Consider the following 15,717-nt stretch of genomic DNA (forward strand, 5'->3'; position numbering starts at 1 on the left):
ATTAGAGTATTATTAATCAACTCATTTTGAAAAACCCCGGGAGGACTAGATGGTGCAAATAAAGGAAGTAAAAATTGATGGATATAAAAAAGTAATTGAGGCTACTGATCCTGGCTCTCACTTACATTGTATGATTGCTATCCATGACACTTCTCTTGGTCCTTCATTAGGAGGTACGCGTATTCATCCTTACACTTCTTCGCAAGAGGCTTTAAAAGATGTTTTATTACTTGCTAAAGCCATGACAAGGAAATCTGCTGTAGCTGAATTGGGTACTGGCGGGGGTAAAAGTGTCATCCTGGCAGATCCCTATCAGCAAAAAACAGAAAAACTTCTCTTGGCTTTTGCGGAAGTCGTGCATTCTCTTCAAGGAGATTATATAGCTGCAGAAGATGTAGGCTCAGATACAAAAGACATGGCCATTGTCCGCCAAAAAACCCCTTATGTTGCCGCCTTACCTACTCATACTAGCAGCGGCGATCCCAGCCCCTTCACTGCCTGGGGAGTCTATCGTGGTATCCAAGCTGTAGCTCAAAAACTCTGGGGAACTCCTTCTGTAGCTAATAAAAAAATTCTTGTTCAAGGATTAGGACAAGTCGGTAGCAAGCTTGCCAATATTTTATTTTGGGAAGGTGCTCAGTTGATTCTTTGCGAAACCAATGAAGCCCGCCTTGAAGAGTATGCGGCTCCTATGGGAGCAAAGACCGTAGGACTCTATGACTATATTCATACTGAATGTGATATTTTCGCACCTTGTGCTATGGGAGGAATAATTACTGAAGAAATCGTCCCTCATCTACAATGTAAAGCTATCGCCGGCGCAGCAAACAATCAATTAGCCTCGCCGCTAGTAGGGGAAATGCTTTTGAAGAAAAGAATTTTATATGCCCCTGATTATGTGATTAATGCAGGAGGCTTAATTAATGCTACAGCAGAATTTAATGCGGGAGGCTACAATGCTACTGCAGCACGCGATAAGGTTAATCATATTTACTACCTTCTACTTAAACTTTTTGATAAAGCTGAAAAAGAAGATAAGCCTACAGCACTTGTTGCGGACGAAATTGCCCACTACAACCTAACAAATCTAATCGGTCAAAGAAAAAAACCTATCGACTTTAAACATTAACAATAATAATAAGTAATTTCATGTCAAAACAAATGCTCCTCGACTCTCTAAACGAAGAATTTAAAAAAGCGACTATTTCAGCTTTCCCACATTTAGCTAACACCCCAGATTTTCCTCTAGAAATTACTCAAAGTACCCAAGATAGATTTGGGCACTACCAATTCAACTCCGCTATGAAGCTCTGTAAAATCCTTCAAAAAAGCCCACACGAAGTGGCTCAAGCTATTGTGCAAAGTTTAGCTCTTTTGCCTAAAGAAAAAATTCCAGTTATCCAGCATGTTGAGATTGCGGGACCTGGCTTTATCAATATATTTATTCATCCTCTTTACCTATCTGAAAGTATTCAAGAAATCCTTGAAGATCCTATGTTAGGGGTTCCCCTACCCGTTCAGCAGCGCATTGTTATTGATTTTTCGAGTCCTAATACTGCTAAGGAGATGCATGTAGGGCATCTGCGTTCCACCATTATCGGCGATTGTATCGCTCGTGTTTTGGAATTTTTAGGACATGAAGTTATACGGCTTAATCATATTGGAGATTGGGGCACTGCTTTTGGTATGCTGATAGCTTACATTAAAGAGACCGCTCCTCATGTATTACAAGGCAATAACCCTACCGATTTATCTCAACTAGTCAGCTGGTATAAGGCTTCTAAGCAAAAATTTGATAGCGATTTAGAGTTTAAACAAAGAGCTCAAAAAGAGGTTGTAGCCCTACAAAGTGGAGATGCTCTTTCCAGAAAAGCTTGGGAGATGATTTGCTTTATTTCTGAGAAAGCTTATCAAGAGATTTATGATCTTCTCGAAGTAAAAATTCAAACGCGCGGGGAATCTTTTTATAACCCTCTTTTACCACAAATAGTCAAAGAGTTAGAAGATCAGGGGCTAGTTGAAATTTCTCAAGGCGCAAAATGCATTTTTTTGGAGGAATTTCGCAATCGTGAAGGCAATGCTATGCCTCTTATGATTCAAAAATCTGATGGAGGCTATAATTACGATACTACCGATATGGCAGCAATCAAACAAAGGATTTTCGAGGAAAAGGCAGACCGGATTATTATTGTGACTGATGCAGGCCAAAGTCTACACTTTCAAATGATTTTTAAAGTAGCTGAAAAAGCTGGATTTTTAAAGAAGAGAAAAGTGCAGCTTGATCATGTTCCATTTGGGCTAGTTTTAGGAAATGATGGAAAAAAATTTCGTACCCGTTCTGGAGACACAGAAAAATTGATTGATCTGCTCCAGGCAGGCATTAAATATGCTAAAGAGATTTTAATTAAGCGCGATCCCACCTTAGAAACACAAGAGGCTGATCATATGGCCCGCATTCTAGGAATCGGCGCCATTAAATATGCCGATTTAGCTTGCCATCGCACCAGCGATTATACATTTAGTTACGAACGTATGTTAAAATTTGAGGGCAATACTGCCGCCTACTTAATGTATTCTTATGTCAGAATAGCTAGCATCAAACGTAAAGTTAAATTTGAGCTAGAATTAATTAAAAACGTTACGACCATTCTTTTGGAGCATCCTTCAGAAATAGCTTTAGCCTTGCATTTGAAACGGTTTGGAGAAACGCTTCATGCAGTTTCGCGCGATCTTTTACCCCACCGCTTAACAGATTACCTTTATACCCTTGCAGAAAGGTTTAATGCCTTTTTCCGTGATTGCCGTGTGGAAGGAGCACCTGAACAAAATTCACGATTGCTTTTATGTGAAACGACTGCACGTATTTTGAAAAAAGGCTTAAATTTATTAGGTGTTCAAACAGTAGAAAAGATGTGATCTTCTTGAAAGCGTGATTTCTCACCACCTTTCAGAATAATAGAATTTTTGGTAAGGAGGCCCTGAGCATCTAAGGATAATTCTATGGCGTTCTTTCAGATTGGTAATTTGCAATCTTGTATGGTCAATAAAGACCATATGCAGGCTTAAGGAAACAGAAAAACACCCAGCGGATGGTTGGCTTTTGCGTAGGTTTCTTAAGTTGATTTAAGAAGTTCTCACCATTTTCTCGCAAATTTTTCTCGAATTTTATATTCGAGGGCAGAATAGACCAGAAGGCCTAGAATCATTACCATTAAAAGCGCTTCAATTCTTTCTGGCTTTTTTAGAAAGTAAAGAAGAGAGTAGGAAATCGGGGCTTTTCAAGAATCTAAATCCTCTTTCCACACTTTGCTCAAGCTTTATATTTTTTTAGCACTTCCTGAGCAGGAAAAGCGGTTACATCCATGTCATTAGTCGCTAAGATGAAAAACCCTTTGCTCCTCTCTAAATCTGCCTTGTTAAGCAAAGAGTAAGCTACTGTGCCTTTTAAAGAATAGCTAAGTATAGAAGATTCTTGCCCAGCTTTTGGCCGCCCAGATCTAACATGCTTTTGAGTGGCTATAACTTGAGGTTCTATAATCTGTATATATTTAAGTTTTTTTGCAAACTTATCTAATTGGCGCTTAGAATCGTTTGGGCATAAAAATTCTTGCTGCATCAGCTTAATAAAGACTTTGGTTTCTTTTTCACTACCCTTAAGATAATGCTTGGCTAAAGTGGGGCATTCTCTTTGATAGGCCGCTTGGCTAAAAATAACTATCCATCTTTGTTCAACGCCTGCATAGCAAGAAGTGCTCTCAAAAGCTCGATAGCCTTCTGTCATTTCTACCATCTTTTCGTAAGGCACTTCAAATATGAACTCTTTAGCCTCTTTGATTTACACGGGCACACGCGTGGTAAATAAGCTTTGTTCTTCTTTAAAAACTTGCAAGGTAGTTGGCGTATAAAGAGCACTGTCTCCTACTATATACGGTATTACATCCTGCTAGATATCCAGAAAGAGAAATCAAAAACCAATACCATATAAGATAAGCACAACGCTTGCTTAGGCGGGGATCTGGAAAATCTGCAAAATTAGATCTTACGCTTTCTCTAAATCTCTCTAAATCAATCTCTTCTTGCAAATCAGCAAAGTTTTTATCAGCAGTTTTCCTTTTGGGCATTGTTACCTCCTTCTTTTAGAAAGAAGATAATTTTAGATTTATGTAGCATTTGTCAAATTTTTCTCATCAAAACATACTGAGTTAACTATGTCAAACCTTATACAAAAATGGAACTTCCGTTACAGGAGAAGCTTTTTTAGATTTCCTCATTGGAATACTATAGGACAAAAAATCCAAGAATAAAACAAGCTGAGAAGCATATCACAAGATATTAGGAGAGAAGTTGATGAATTAATAAGAGAGACTTTTGCTGCTTTTATAAAAGAGATATAGCTCCTTTTCTAACTTTCAAAATAAAAATTGATTAAAAAATTAAGAAAGACTACCATCCCATAAAAAACTCAGGCTAGCCCTTAAAAAAGCAGGCTAAGTTTACTCTTGAAGAGATAATTTACCCTATAACTTTAAGGAGCTTATATGATGGCACCAACCTCTACATCTAGCATCCAGGCAAAATTTCATCCCACAATCTTAGCAAATATAGAAGACCCTGTATCAGGAGAGTTGCTGGCTCGAGCGGTTACTTTGTTCCCTTGTGGCCATACCTTTAACGAAGATACCGTCATCCAATGCTTAGCGCGCAATAAACTTTGTCCCCTAGATAGAAGGCTTATTGAAAGGCATGCACCTAACTACATAGTGAGGCAACTAGCCGAAACGGCTGAGTCCTATCCTTTAAAATCTCTCAAAGAAAGTTATATTGACCTCTTGCTCCACCTTCTAGAAAAACCTCAAATTCAAGAAGTTTTAACTTTAAAGGAAATTTTAGAGAATCAAGTAGAAGAATTGATGGGTCAGAATAATGAAGAGCTGACTAACAAAGAAAAGATAAGTTATAAATGGATGGAAAAATTATTAGGAGAAAATGAAAAGGTTAGGCAATTTGTCGTCGAAAAGCTGCGGCAAATCCACCAAAGTTCTGCACCCCTTCTCTCAGTCGCTCCTCAACCTTCTATTTCCGCCACCTCTCTTTACAAAGCGATCGTCCATGTTCATTTTCCTGATGAGTACAGGGATTTTATAGAACAAGCTCATATGTTGGATAAAATTTATAAAATTGAATCTAACCTTTCTGCTGAAGAAAAAGTGGCTCACATCTTTCAGCAAATCTTTAACTTAGCCACCTCTCTTTCCCCTTTAGAATTTGAAGAAGATTCAAAAGAAAGCAAAAATTTTACTCTCAATAATTATTCTTCCTATCTACTAAATATTAATCGCCTCCTACTTTGGCAAAAGCTACCAGGTGGAAAAAAATATTTAAGCCAACCCCAGGTTAAGGCTTTACCTTTAAAGAAAAAAAGCGATCTGCTAGCGAAATGGCTGGATAAGCATAGTGCAGATTTGTCTTGCCTAGAGTTAAATCTCTTAAGATTAACTGCTTTACCTCCAGAAATCAAGCAACTTTCTATGTTAAGCTTTCTCGACTTAAGAGACAACCAGTTAACAGCCTTGCCTGCAGCCATCGGACAACTTTCTCAACTGCGTCAGCTTTGGCTGGGTAGCAACCAGCTAACCGCTCTTCCTGCAACTATCGGGCAACTTTCTCAGCTAAAAGTACTTTGGTTAGACAACAACCAGTTAACCGCTCTTCCCGTAACAATTGGGCAACTGCCTCAGCTAAAAGTACTTTGGTTAGACAACAACCAGTTAACCGCTCTTCCTGCAACAATTGGGGGGCTTTCTAATCTAGCACAGCTTAGTTTAAACAATAACCGGCTAACAGCCCTTCCTGCAGCTATCAGAAAGCTTTCTCAGCTAAAAGTGCTTTGGTTAGACAACAACCAGCTAACCGCTCTTCCTACAACAATTGGACAGCTTTCTAATCTAGCACAGCTTAGTTTAAACAATAACCAATTAACAGCCCTTCCTGCAACAATCTGGCAGCTTTCTAATCTGCAAGATTTTTACTTAAGCAATAACCCACAACTAAGCTTCCTCTATTCATACTGCTTTCTAATCTTAAAAATCTTAAGGAAATTACTTTAGATGCATCTCTGTACAGGACAAAAAGTGAAAAATCCCGTCTAAAAATTTATACAGCTGTCTTTTACGAGCAGAAAACAGATAAAAGAAAGAGACAAGTTAAGAGAAGTTTTAAGTCAATCTTTACATTGGAATCTAGCAAGGCTTATAAACTTTTGCCCAATCATTTTAGCTCTTTATTTCTTGATCGGCACTTTTCTGTTTTATCCTCTTCCTAAATCTATCTAACGCTTGATTTAGGTTCTGCATAACATGAAAACGATCAGCCATAGCTTGGGCCCTAGGTAGCATCTCTTCTACTACGAGTCGAATAGAAGTACCCTGTAGAAGTTTTACCCCTTTTGGCTATTTTTTTAGAAACTAGGATGGGAGTAAATGCGACGGGTGTGGCATACTGCTAATAAAGGGGAATCAATGAAAGAAATGCCTGTACACTCTCCTAAACAAGCTTGTGAATAAAAAAAAAGAGGAAACAAGCATGTTTTCATTAAAGTAATGAACTTATTATAGGAAAGGATGCTAGGAAAATATTTTCTCATTGAAGGAATGACTTGTCGCGTATAATAGCCTTTAAAAGTTCTATAACCAGTTTTATGAAACATAATGATAATTGTCATCGCTTTGCTTAATGATAATTTTGACCATCGATTTCTTTTATTGCTCTTTTCAATTAAAGGTTTTGGGCGGCTTTCAACCAATATTTTGCGCCATTCAGGCTCAAATTGTTTATAAAAATCCTCTACATCACAAAAAATAGAGATTAATAGATCGATATCTTTTTCAAGCATTTTAACCTTCCAGGTTTAAAGTTTTTTTGGTGAAAAATATTTTTAAACAATGTGGAGGTCTTTTTTCAACTATTTCCTTATCCGATAACTCGCTTTAATTAATTTTTTTTGCTGAGGAATATAAGCTTAAAAATTTGCAGAGAAGGTTCACTATTCATAAAGAATAAAAGAAATAAGCTGGCAGCCCTGCGAAAGAAAATGGAATGGGAGGATTTTTAAAGTTTTTTTTTATCTTCCATTTTTTCTTTCTTATCTTTCAGAGCTACTCTTTAGCTTAACTGCCTCTGGTAAGGAGGCTCAACTTAAGAAATTTATCAATAGGTTAACCTATTGACTAAGGGGCATAGCTTTAACCATGATGTAAAAAACTGTATCGGCTGGCATCCCTAGAGAGTTCTATTATGCCATTCTGCCTAAGGAAAAAAGGCAAGTTTTTAATATCCAAAACTTAAGGTCTATAAATAATTATAAATTCCTTCCCCTTCGCCTTTTTTCTAGCTCTTCCTTATCTAAATAAGATAGTTATTAGTTTAAGGGCTAGAAAAGAGAAGTCTTACTGGACTCTCCTGGTACTTCTTGCACATATTTAGGGACCGCATAACCCGATAAATTAGCAGCCAGATAACGGATAAATTCACAACCTTGCTCTCGCTCTACCTCAAAATGGGCAGTCCCTTTTACCCGGTCTAGCTGATGCATATAATAAGGTAAAATCCCGTGATCTACCAATTTTTCACAGAGTAGTTGTTGAGTTTCCTTATTATCGTTAACGCCTTTTAAAAGCACGCACTGATTAAGCACAGGAATGCCTAAACATTGCACATTTTTAAGCCTTAAAAGAACTTCCTCATCTAGCTCGCGGGGATGATTGACATGCACCACAAACCAAATTTGTACACGACGGACTCTTAAGATATCTAAAAACTCTTGATCAATCCTTTCCGGAATTCCGATAGGAAAACGAGTATGAAAGCGAACGCGGCGCAGATGAGAAATCAAATCCAGTTGATCTAAAAGATTGCTTAATGTTCTATTTTCCAGCGATAAAGGATCCCCTCCACTTAAGATAATTTCCTTAAGAGATAAGTCTGCTCGAATAAGCTCCAATTCGTTAGCAAAGCTAGTTTTTTTGCTATCGTACTCAAAATTTTGACGGAAGCAATATCTGCAATGCATCGCACAAGCACTTGTGCAGACTAAAAGAGCCCGGCCTTTATATTTTTGCAAAAGTTTAGTTTCCTTTCGAAATAATTGATCCTGAACGGGGTCTATTTGAAAACCTGTAGCTTCCAGCTTTTCATCTAAAGCAGGAAGAAACTGCTTAAGAATAGGATCATCTAACACCCCTTTAGTGATTTTTTGAGCAAGGCGAAGGGGTAAATTTAATTTAAAGGAAGGATTTTTCAATATTCGCTCACCTTGTTCAGGGGAAAGCTTTAAAAAGTCTGCTAATTGATTCCAATTTGTGAAATTGCTGCGTTGTATTTGACGCCATAAAGCTGGAGAAGTCTGCATTTTACCTAATGAAAAAGATTAGTTACCTTAAAACTAACAGTTTGTAAATATTTTTTGAAAGCCACGCTAACAAAGGGTTTATTTTCTTACAAAATCAGTAACATATTGACAAGTTTTTTTATATAAAACAAGAAAAGAAAGGTTCTTATCTTTCCTGTGAGCGTTGTTGCGTAAATGATCTAATAGCTCGCCTGTTTAAGACATAGCCTCATATTGGAGCTTATCCCCTGTGTCAGTACCCATTGTTCCTGGGGACATTGTAAACTTCGCCATCTTATCCCTAGCCAATTATATTGCAAGGAGAGGGAGTGGTATTTTGTAGCGGCATGCGAAGAATTATCTAAAAGTTAGCTTGCATTCACGAAGGACTCCTCGATAAAGAATTTATCATTTACTCAATCGACCTCTCACTTTTTAGAGCTATAATGTTCTAGTAGTTGATGCTCGAAAGCTAGATTCTCATCATGGCTGAAAGCAAGCATTTCTTTAAATCGTATGCATTCAGCTTCATTCTTGCAATAAATAAGATAGCTTTGTTTAAAAGAGTAAGGTACTTTCTTAGAAAAGATACGCATAAGGGGCTTGCAACCAAGACGTCTCTGATGGTGTCTTTTCCACAGGCTGTGTCTTCTTCTGCTATTTTTCTCCAGCGCCTACATACGCGCTGGGCCGTAGCAAGATTAGTGGCTGAAAGAAAAGAGAAAATGTGAACGATCAATTCCTCGGGCAACATGGCTATGGGCGTAGAATTAATTATATTGTAATGTGAAGAGTTTGGATTTATGCAAGTGAATGGCTTAAATAATGACTTCATACAAAACATACAGGCACCCTCTTGCTAAAATTAATTAGAAAGCTGGATTAATTACACTTTCGATACAACACACAAGCTTTCATTCTTTCTCTGCCAAACATGCCTTGCACCACACCTTATTAAGGAAAAATATACATTAAATTAGCTTATATCCATAGACTCAGCTATCTTTCTTTAAAAGCCTTTAAAAAATTAGATAGTTTGCAAAACTGGTAATTTTTTCTTTTTTAATTCTTTGATAGGTTTGGCTAAAACAGCTACACCCTCCCCTTTGGAGACAGGTTCTAAAGTTTTTTCTTTTTCCGTCGTACGCGTCACATCTACCCCTAAAGAACCAAGTTTTTGAAAAAGCTCTCCATAGCCCCTATCTAAAAAATGTAATCCCGAAATTACACTCGTTCCTGTAGCTAAGATTGCAGCCATTACATAAGCAAAACCTGCTCTTAAATCAGGAACAGAAATATCTCTTGCAACAAGAGGAGTATTACCTTTAACTATAATACTATGGCAAAAACTTTGGGAAGCAAAGCGGCATTCTTTACCGCCCAAACATTGCCTAAAAAGGGTAATATCAGCTCCCATCTCCTTCAACACCTCGGTATAGCCGAAACGATTTTCATACACAGTTTCATGCACCACTGATGACCCTGTCGCCTGTGTAAGAAGAACCACGAAAGGCTGCTGCCAATCGGTCATAAAGCCAGGATGAACGTCTGTCTCTAGATGGAGCCCACCTTGAAGAGGCCCGTCATAGTAAAATTCAATTCCATTGCTCTTAATTTCAAATCCTCCGCCTACCTCTCTAAGCTTATTTAAAAGAGTAATCATATTTTGATGCTGGGCACCTTCCACAAAAACACGTCCTTTGGAACTTATAGCTGCTATCCCCCAAGAAGCTGCTTCAATACGATCGGGGATCACAGTATGTTCTACCTCATAAAACCGCCGGGTGCCTTGGATATGTATCGTACGATCGACATCTAATGTAATAATAGCGCCAAGTTTTTGCAAAAAAAGAATTAATTCTACAATTTCTGGTTCAATGGCTGCATTTTTTATTGTAGTTAAGCCTCGGGCTGTGACGGCTGCTAAAATGGTATTCTCCGTAGCTCCTACCGAAGGAAAAGGCAAATGTACTAGCGTACCTTTTAGACCATTATGAGCATGAGCAAAATAAGCTCCTTCGCGCTTCATCCCTCTATATTCAATAACAGCTCCTAACTTCTCTAGAGCAGCAATATGAAAATCTACCAAGCGCATTCCAATATTACATCCCCCCACCGTTGGAACAATAATATCTTCTTCAGTACGTCCTAAAAGCGCTCCAATCATCAAAATAGGAATTCGATTAGCTCCCGAGAACCTTTGAGGGATATAAGAAGTTTTAAGTTCCTTGGTAATTACTTCCATGATCCCGTTCGCACGGTCCCACTGAACCTCCATGCCTATTTCTTTACATAAATCTACTGTAACAGCCACATCTCCAATGTTAGGCACATTATAAAAGCGACACTTTTTATCGGAGAGAAGAGAGGCTACAAGCAATTTGGTCATCGCATTTTTAGCACCTGCTGCTTTTACATGACCTTTCAAAGGGGCTCCACCCTTAATTTTCAATATTTCCATTTTTTTAATGCAACCATATGTAAAAATTAATTTATTGTTAATTTCTCGAGAAAAAAGCTCGATTATTCGTAGTTTTTTTTGATTATCTTATTAACAAAAATAACTTTTAAATACAATGAGAATCTGAATTAAAATCAAATTTTTGGATAAATAAAAATAAAGCCTCTATTTTTAGACTTTATTTTGTCGGATTTTGTAATAATCTATCACTTCATCAATCAACGAATCGGAAAATAAAAGGGATAGATGGCCTACATTTGAAAGTGTTAGTCGCTTGGCATAAATAGTTTCATTATATAAAGCACTAGAAAGCGGAACTAATAAGTCTGTTTTACTAGCTATATGGAAAAAATGAGTCGTAGAAGGTAAATTTAAAATTCTCTTACTAAGGCTTGCTAAAAAAGCGCTTTGAGGATGCATTTCTTTAACAGCCTTCCCTATCCCACAAGCAGTCAAGAAAGCTCCCTTTAAAGGAGAGCCTAAAGTAATAATATCTGTTACTAGCAAATTACATTCAGCCAATTTAGAAGCAGCGACACAAGCTACAATCCCCCCCATTGAATGGCCAATAAGGGTAATATCACTCCTTCCTGTCACTCTTTGAATTTCTAGCACTTTATTTCGGACTTTTTCCGCGTGAGTTTCAATAGATTCGAAGGGCTTTCCTAGATGCTCTGTAAAAACAGGCCCTAATTTTTCTTTAGAAAAGCGGTAACGATAATAAGCCCAGGAGCCACTATTACTATAAAGTCCATGGATAAGTAAAATAGGTTGCTGCCCATTTCCTTTATGAGGATCACGTTTTTCTAAATCTACAAAACGTAAAAAATTTAAAGCTATCAAAGAAAAAAATTCACAAACAATGGAATAAATATAATTGGCCAAAGAAACTAAAGATTGAGGAAGCCTAGAAGCCATCAAATTTAACATATTTCCACTTAGAAAAACTCCTAAAGCACCGGCTGAAAGTATAAATGTATACTTAGAAAGCCTAGAGAATGAGATGCTAGAAAATAAATTGATTACTCCTGCCAAAGTAGCCAGGCTACATAAAGTAGCTAAAGCTAAAAGAGCTAAATGCTTAATTTTCCAATAAAACGCTGCTTTTTCATTTTTTTGCTTCCCTTCATTTATAAAGGAATGATTACAGGGTAATCGAGGAGGACGGTGAATATTTAGGGATGCCATTTCCTGATCCTTCTTTAAGAGTAGTCATTCTACTGAAAAATATTTTTATTTTGAATTTTTTATTTCCAACAAATTTAAGGTAGCTTTTGAACATGTACCTTTAATCCCCTTAACTAATAAGTAGGAGTAAAAAGGTTAAAGAATGCTAACTAGCCTTGTTTACTGCTTTTTCTATTTATAAACATTCCTCTACCTTTTCTTATTTAATCTTTTATAAATAGCAATCGGCCAAAAGCTCAGCTTACCTTTCTAATTTAAGAAAAAGCAAAAAAATGTTTCATTCAAATTCTCAGATTTCTAAAATAACGCCACATCCATTAACGACTAAGAGGTAGAAATGATAGTAAGAACAGGTATAGGTCAAGATAGCCATCGTTTTTTACCGGTTGAAACCTCAAAACCTTGCATTATTGCAGGATTAATCTTTGAACATACGCCTGGATTTAATGCTAATTCTGATGGTGATATTGTTTTTCATGCCATTTGTAATGCGATAAGCTCGCTCTCTGGAGTCTTAATTTTAGGAAATATTGCCGATGAGCTTTGCTTAAAAGATGGAATTACTGATAGCGAAGTTTACCTTCTTGAAGCTATAAAAACATTAGAGGCCCAGAAAGTTACGCATGTGTCTATCACCTTAGAAGGTAAGAAGCCTAAATTTAAAGATCGCATTCAAGCGATGAGGGAAAACATTGCACGCGTCATGCAAATTGATTTGTCTCAAGTAGGAATAACAGCAACTTCAGGCGAAGGCTTGACAGACTTTGGTTGTGGCGAAGGGGTCCAATGCTTTGCCATAGTGACCACTTGCCAGCCTACACCTTTATCTCCATGATTGCCTTCATTCTACTTTTAAGTAAACTATCGCTTAAATCTACATTATTAAGCCTTTTTAAAGATCTGGAGTCGGCAATTTATAGGAATGTTAATAAATATCCCGCAGATAACGTTTCTCGTTACGCAAATGCTTAACGAGTGCTTTTGCCTCCGCTTCACTTTTCTTACCATGGACTTGGATAATTTCATGCAAGGCAGATTCTACATCTTTTGCCATACGCGCAGCATCCCCACAAACATAAATGTAAGCGCCTTCATTAATCCAACGATAAAGGTCAGCACCTTGCATTAGCATACGGTGTTGAACATAAATTTTTTCTTGCTGATCACGTGAAAAAGCAACATCTAAGCGGAGCTTACCTTGCCGCTCTAAGCTTGTCCAATAATCTGCATAAAAAAAATCAGTTGCGCGATTGCACTCCCCAAAGAAAAGCCAATTTTTACCTTGAGCTTCCTTCGCCATCCTTTCTTGCATGAATGCCCGGAAGGGGGCTACGCCAGTGCCAGGGCCAATCATAATAATAGGCGTATCAGAGTGAGAAGGAAGTGTAAAGCCATGATGAGGTTGAATATAGATGGGTACGACAGGTTGATGAAGAGGGACTGTTTCGCATAAATAATGAGTGCACACACCTACCCGCTGATATCCATTGGTATGATATTTTAATACCCCTACGGTAAGATGCACTTCTTCTCCTACTGCCGACATTGAGGAAGAAATAGAATATAGACGAGGTAGCAAGGGCATAAGCATGTTGCAGAGCTCTTGCAAAGCAAAAACCACTTCGTGGTTTTCTTCTAAAATATCCCAAAGCTCATGGGATTGTAAATAAGCTTTAAACTTTTCTTGCGCACCTTCTGCCAGAACAGCTTCTAACGCTTCTTTTTTTTTCTGGTTAGTTTGCCTTTGAGCAAGCATCGACAAAAGCTTTTTGCTTAAGTCTGTCACATTAGCTTTTGTAGTTAAAAATTCGCGCAGTGACATACTCTTTCCTGTATGCTTGCTAATTATCAATTCCAAACCTTGTGCACGCATAGCACCCAGTGTTTTATTAACAATATCCTGAGGATTGATAGGAAAAATGCCTAGGCTATCGCCCACTTTATAGGTCAGGCCCGACCCTTTAATATCCAAAACCAGATGTTGAGTATTTTTTGTAGACTCTTCTCGAGTTAAATTATAACGCTCTTTGATTGTGGCAAAAAAAGGATAATGCCTATTGTAGATTGAGGGTTCCATAAAAACAGTGTTTAGAAGTTAAAAATAAAAAAATATAACATAATTCTTTTTCACTTTCAGCAAAATTTTATCTTATTTAAAAGCAGGTTAACCTCTCCTAATCTGATTGAAAATTAACAATTTTTACACTATTATTCTCGATATATTAAGCAAACATACTAGGTTTTTATGAGTTTAATTAACTGCGATTACAAAATCACTACAAACAATCAATCAGTGGATAAGCACAGTACTTTTTTACCCACAAGAACAAGAGACGCGACTACTTTTTTTTGGGGTGTTGCTGAGCCTCTTTGCCCACCTGCTGCTCAACTTTTGCCTCAGGCTTCTTCCCGTTCAAGCCAACATGTAAAGAACGAACCTACTCTCTTGCCTTCATTATTACCGTTGGAACCATCTGAAGACACTCCAAGGCAAGGAGAAGAAATAAAAAGGAGGAAACTACTCTCTAATAGCATCAAATATATAGGACCTTTAAAAGCAGGCCTCCCTGAAGGAATCGGTAAACTTACCTACGAAATGATCAACGAAAAAACCCACGCTATATTTTCTACCACTTACTCCGGCGAATTTCATGAGGGAAGATTAAACGGTCAAGGATTGATTGTTTACGGGAATGGAGATAAGCTAACAGGAAATTTTCAACATAACTCATTAGTAGGAATAGGGAAGCTGGTCAGACGAGATGGAAAAGCATTTTCTATCCTTCAAAATCCTAATCACAGTTATTTGATAATAGAACCGCTGGATTTAACTAAAAGCTGATTCTCTCATAAATAAGATATTTTCCATTTACGGAAATAAGCTTATTTTAATACGATATCTGTGCATCAAGCGGCCATGGCGGAATTGGTAGACGCGCTAGATTCAGGTTCTAGTAGGGGCAACCCTGTGGATGTTCGAGTCATCTTGGCCGCAATCCTTAAGCTAAATTTTTATCGATTGAGTGAGGATGTATTACCCTTTATCTCCCCAAGTAGCTATTGTCGCTAATGGCGAAATTTCTTCTTATTCTCAGACCAAGCACCTTCTTTCTTCTTTTTCAAAGATTATAGCCGTAGATGGGGGCTTAAAACATTGCCAGAAAATGGGAATCACTCCTTGTTTTCTGATCGGAGATTTAGATTCTATAGAAAAAGAAATGCTTGAACAATATGCAGATCTTCCCCTTTTAAAATATCCTGAAGATAAAAATGAAAGTGATTTAGAACTAGCAATCCATAAGCTTTTAAGGGAAAAAGTAGAATCTATCGCTTTATTTGGTGTATTAGGAAAGCGCAGTGATCATCTCCTTTATACCTTGCATCTCCTGTCTCGCCATCCTTCTCAGCTTATGATAGAATCGGAAAAGGAGACCATTTTTTGTTTACAAGGACGCAACCGGATTAAGACGTTTGCGGGACAAACGATCTCTTTAATGCCTTTATCCCCTGCCTATGGCATCCAAACTCAGGGCCTTAAATGGGAGCTGCAAAATGCTGATTTTGATAAAGAATTTATGAGCTTATCGAATGTATGTAATAGCCACTCCGTAGAGATTAATATACTCTCTGGTGATTTAGTATGCTTTCTTCATAAAACCTTCTAATTTCTTTAAATAGATTA

At 37.6% G+C, this 15,717-nt stretch carries 15 protein-coding genes, 1 tRNA gene and 1 pseudogene; 7 read left to right on the plus strand and 10 right to left on the minus strand.

Annotation, left to right across the window (positions count from 1 at the left end; all coding sequences use genetic code 11):
- Window positions 1–49: 49 nt before the first annotated feature.
- Together NEOC95_RS01535 and argS are read left to right on the plus strand one after the other, a co-directional pair.
- The gene (locus NEOC95_RS01535) at window positions 50–1,129 is read left to right on the plus strand and encodes a Glu/Leu/Phe/Val dehydrogenase family protein (RefSeq protein ID WP_213151100.1); all 1,080 of its coding nucleotides are present in this window, start codon (window positions 50–52) and stop codon (window positions 1,127–1,129) included.
- 20 nt (window positions 1,130–1,149) lie between these two features.
- The gene (argS, locus tag NEOC95_RS01540) at window positions 1,150–2,916 is read left to right on the plus strand and encodes an arginine--tRNA ligase (RefSeq protein WP_242678202.1); all 1,767 of its coding nucleotides are present in this window, start codon (window positions 1,150–1,152) and stop codon (window positions 2,914–2,916) included.
- A 394-nt stretch (window positions 2,917–3,310) separates the two neighbouring features.
- Here argS and NEOC95_RS01545 read toward each other — a convergent pair whose 3' ends face one another.
- Both NEOC95_RS01545 and NEOC95_RS01550 read right to left on the minus strand, forming a co-directional pair.
- Window positions 3,311–3,805: a hypothetical protein gene (locus NEOC95_RS01545; RefSeq protein ID WP_213151101.1), complete on the minus strand. Its 495-nt coding sequence runs from the start codon at window positions 3,803–3,805 to the stop codon at window positions 3,311–3,313.
- Window positions 3,806–3,875: 70 nt separating this feature from the next.
- Complete coding sequence (locus tag NEOC95_RS01550; protein ID WP_166156065.1) at window positions 3,876–4,121, minus strand: hypothetical protein; 246 nt, start codon at window positions 4,119–4,121, stop codon at window positions 3,876–3,878.
- A gap of 417 nt (window positions 4,122–4,538) precedes the next feature.
- Between NEOC95_RS01550 and NEOC95_RS01555 the strand changes: the two genes are divergently transcribed.
- Window positions 4,539–6,107, plus strand: a complete 1,569-nt coding sequence (locus NEOC95_RS01555) for a leucine-rich repeat domain-containing protein (protein ID WP_166156062.1) — start codon at window positions 4,539–4,541, stop codon at window positions 6,105–6,107.
- 165 nt (window positions 6,108–6,272) lie between these two features.
- Here the strand turns inward: NEOC95_RS01555 and NEOC95_RS09570 are convergent, their stop codons facing one another.
- From NEOC95_RS09570 to NEOC95_RS01585, 7 genes and pseudogenes are all read right to left on the minus strand, one after another.
- Entirely contained in the window at window positions 6,273–6,416 is a 144-nt protein-coding gene (locus tag NEOC95_RS09570; RefSeq protein WP_347566651.1) for a transposase, read from the minus strand.
- A 41-nt stretch (window positions 6,417–6,457) separates the two neighbouring features.
- Window positions 6,458–6,892 carry a hypothetical protein gene (locus tag NEOC95_RS01565; protein WP_166156057.1) on the minus strand — a complete coding sequence of 145 codons (435 nt, stop codon included), beginning with the start codon at window positions 6,890–6,892 and terminating at the stop codon, window positions 6,458–6,460.
- Between the two features lie 537 nt (window positions 6,893–7,429).
- Complete coding sequence (locus NEOC95_RS01570; RefSeq protein WP_166156054.1) at window positions 7,430–8,407, minus strand: KamA family radical SAM protein; 978 nt, start codon at window positions 8,405–8,407, stop codon at window positions 7,430–7,432.
- A 407-nt stretch (window positions 8,408–8,814) separates the two neighbouring features.
- Entirely contained in the window at window positions 8,815–8,982 is a 168-nt protein-coding gene (locus NEOC95_RS09330) for a hypothetical protein (RefSeq protein ID WP_249270133.1), read from the minus strand.
- A gap of 101 nt (window positions 8,983–9,083) precedes the next feature.
- Window positions 9,084–9,230: pseudogene (locus NEOC95_RS09750) on the minus strand (F-box protein); the annotation flags it as partial.
- A 183-nt stretch (window positions 9,231–9,413) separates the two neighbouring features.
- Entirely contained in the window at window positions 9,414–10,847 is a 1,434-nt protein-coding gene (murA, locus tag NEOC95_RS01580; protein ID WP_166156048.1) for a UDP-N-acetylglucosamine 1-carboxyvinyltransferase, read from the minus strand.
- A 171-nt stretch (window positions 10,848–11,018) separates the two neighbouring features.
- On the minus strand, window positions 11,019–12,035 hold the full coding sequence (locus NEOC95_RS01585; protein WP_166156045.1) for an alpha/beta fold hydrolase: 1,017 nt from the start codon (window positions 12,033–12,035) through the stop codon (window positions 11,019–11,021).
- Between the two features lie 337 nt (window positions 12,036–12,372).
- Here NEOC95_RS01585 and ispF point away from each other — a divergent pair, with 337 nt between their 5' ends.
- Window positions 12,373–12,870 carry a 2-C-methyl-D-erythritol 2,4-cyclodiphosphate synthase gene (ispF, locus tag NEOC95_RS01590; RefSeq protein WP_166156042.1) on the plus strand — a complete coding sequence of 166 codons (498 nt, stop codon included), beginning with the start codon at window positions 12,373–12,375 and terminating at the stop codon, window positions 12,868–12,870.
- A 90-nt stretch (window positions 12,871–12,960) separates the two neighbouring features.
- Here the strand turns inward: ispF and NEOC95_RS01595 are convergent, their stop codons facing one another.
- The gene (locus tag NEOC95_RS01595; RefSeq protein ID WP_166156039.1) at window positions 12,961–14,112 is read right to left on the minus strand and encodes a diflavin oxidoreductase; all 1,152 of its coding nucleotides are present in this window, start codon (window positions 14,110–14,112) and stop codon (window positions 12,961–12,963) included.
- Window positions 14,113–14,280: 168 nt separating this feature from the next.
- On the opposite strand from NEOC95_RS01595, the gene NEOC95_RS01600 reads away from it, so the two are divergent.
- The 3 genes from NEOC95_RS01600 to NEOC95_RS01610 all read left to right on the plus strand — a co-directional run bounded on the left by NEOC95_RS01600 (window position 14,281) and on the right by NEOC95_RS01610 (window position 15,700).
- Window positions 14,281–14,877: an MORN repeat-containing protein gene (locus tag NEOC95_RS01600; protein WP_166156036.1), complete on the plus strand. Its 597-nt coding sequence runs from the start codon at window positions 14,281–14,283 to the stop codon at window positions 14,875–14,877.
- Window positions 14,878–14,946: 69 nt separating this feature from the next.
- A tRNA-Leu gene (locus NEOC95_RS01605) sits at window positions 14,947–15,030 on the plus strand.
- A 34-nt stretch (window positions 15,031–15,064) separates the two neighbouring features.
- Window positions 15,065–15,700: a thiamine diphosphokinase gene (locus tag NEOC95_RS01610; protein WP_166156033.1), complete on the plus strand. Its 636-nt coding sequence runs from the start codon at window positions 15,065–15,067 to the stop codon at window positions 15,698–15,700.
- Window positions 15,701–15,717: the final 17 nt, after the last annotated feature.

Origin of the sequence: Neochlamydia sp. AcF95 (genome assembly GCF_018342455.1) — a bacterium.
In the GTDB taxonomy this organism is placed as follows: domain Bacteria; phylum Chlamydiota; class Chlamydiia; order Chlamydiales; family Parachlamydiaceae; genus Neochlamydia.

Bases quoted from the DNA above. Each gene is read 5' to 3' on its own strand.
- NEOC95_RS01535 (WP_213151100.1), top strand. From the start codon at position 50: ATGGTGCAAATAAAGGAAGTAAAAATTGATGGATATAAAAAAGTAATT.
- NEOC95_RS09330 (WP_249270133.1), bottom strand. From the start codon at position 8,982: ATGCGTATCTTTTCTAAGAAAGTACCTTACTCTTTTAAACAAAGCTAT.
- NEOC95_RS01550 (WP_166156065.1), bottom strand. From the start codon at position 4,121: ATGCCCAAAAGGAAAACTGCTGATAAAAACTTTGCTGATTTGCAAGAA.
- ispF (WP_166156042.1), top strand. From the start codon at position 12,373: ATGATAGTAAGAACAGGTATAGGTCAAGATAGCCATCGTTTTTTACCG.
- NEOC95_RS01595 (WP_166156039.1), bottom strand. From the start codon at position 14,112: ATGGAACCCTCAATCTACAATAGGCATTATCCTTTTTTTGCCACAATC.
- NEOC95_RS01610 (WP_166156033.1), top strand. From the start codon at position 15,065: ATGTATTACCCTTTATCTCCCCAAGTAGCTATTGTCGCTAATGGCGAA.
- NEOC95_RS01565 (WP_166156057.1), bottom strand. From the start codon at position 6,892: ATGCTTGAAAAAGATATCGATCTATTAATCTCTATTTTTTGTGATGTA.
- NEOC95_RS01570 (WP_166156054.1), bottom strand. From the start codon at position 8,407: ATGCAGACTTCTCCAGCTTTATGGCGTCAAATACAACGCAGCAATTTC.
- NEOC95_RS01585 (WP_166156045.1), bottom strand. From the start codon at position 12,035: ATGGCATCCCTAAATATTCACCGTCCTCCTCGATTACCCTGTAATCAT.
- NEOC95_RS01600 (WP_166156036.1), top strand. From the start codon at position 14,281: ATGAGTTTAATTAACTGCGATTACAAAATCACTACAAACAATCAATCA.
- murA (WP_166156048.1), bottom strand. From the start codon at position 10,847: ATGGAAATATTGAAAATTAAGGGTGGAGCCCCTTTGAAAGGTCATGTA.
- NEOC95_RS01555 (WP_166156062.1), top strand. From the start codon at position 4,539: ATGATGGCACCAACCTCTACATCTAGCATCCAGGCAAAATTTCATCCC.
- argS (WP_242678202.1), top strand. From the start codon at position 1,150: ATGTCAAAACAAATGCTCCTCGACTCTCTAAACGAAGAATTTAAAAAA.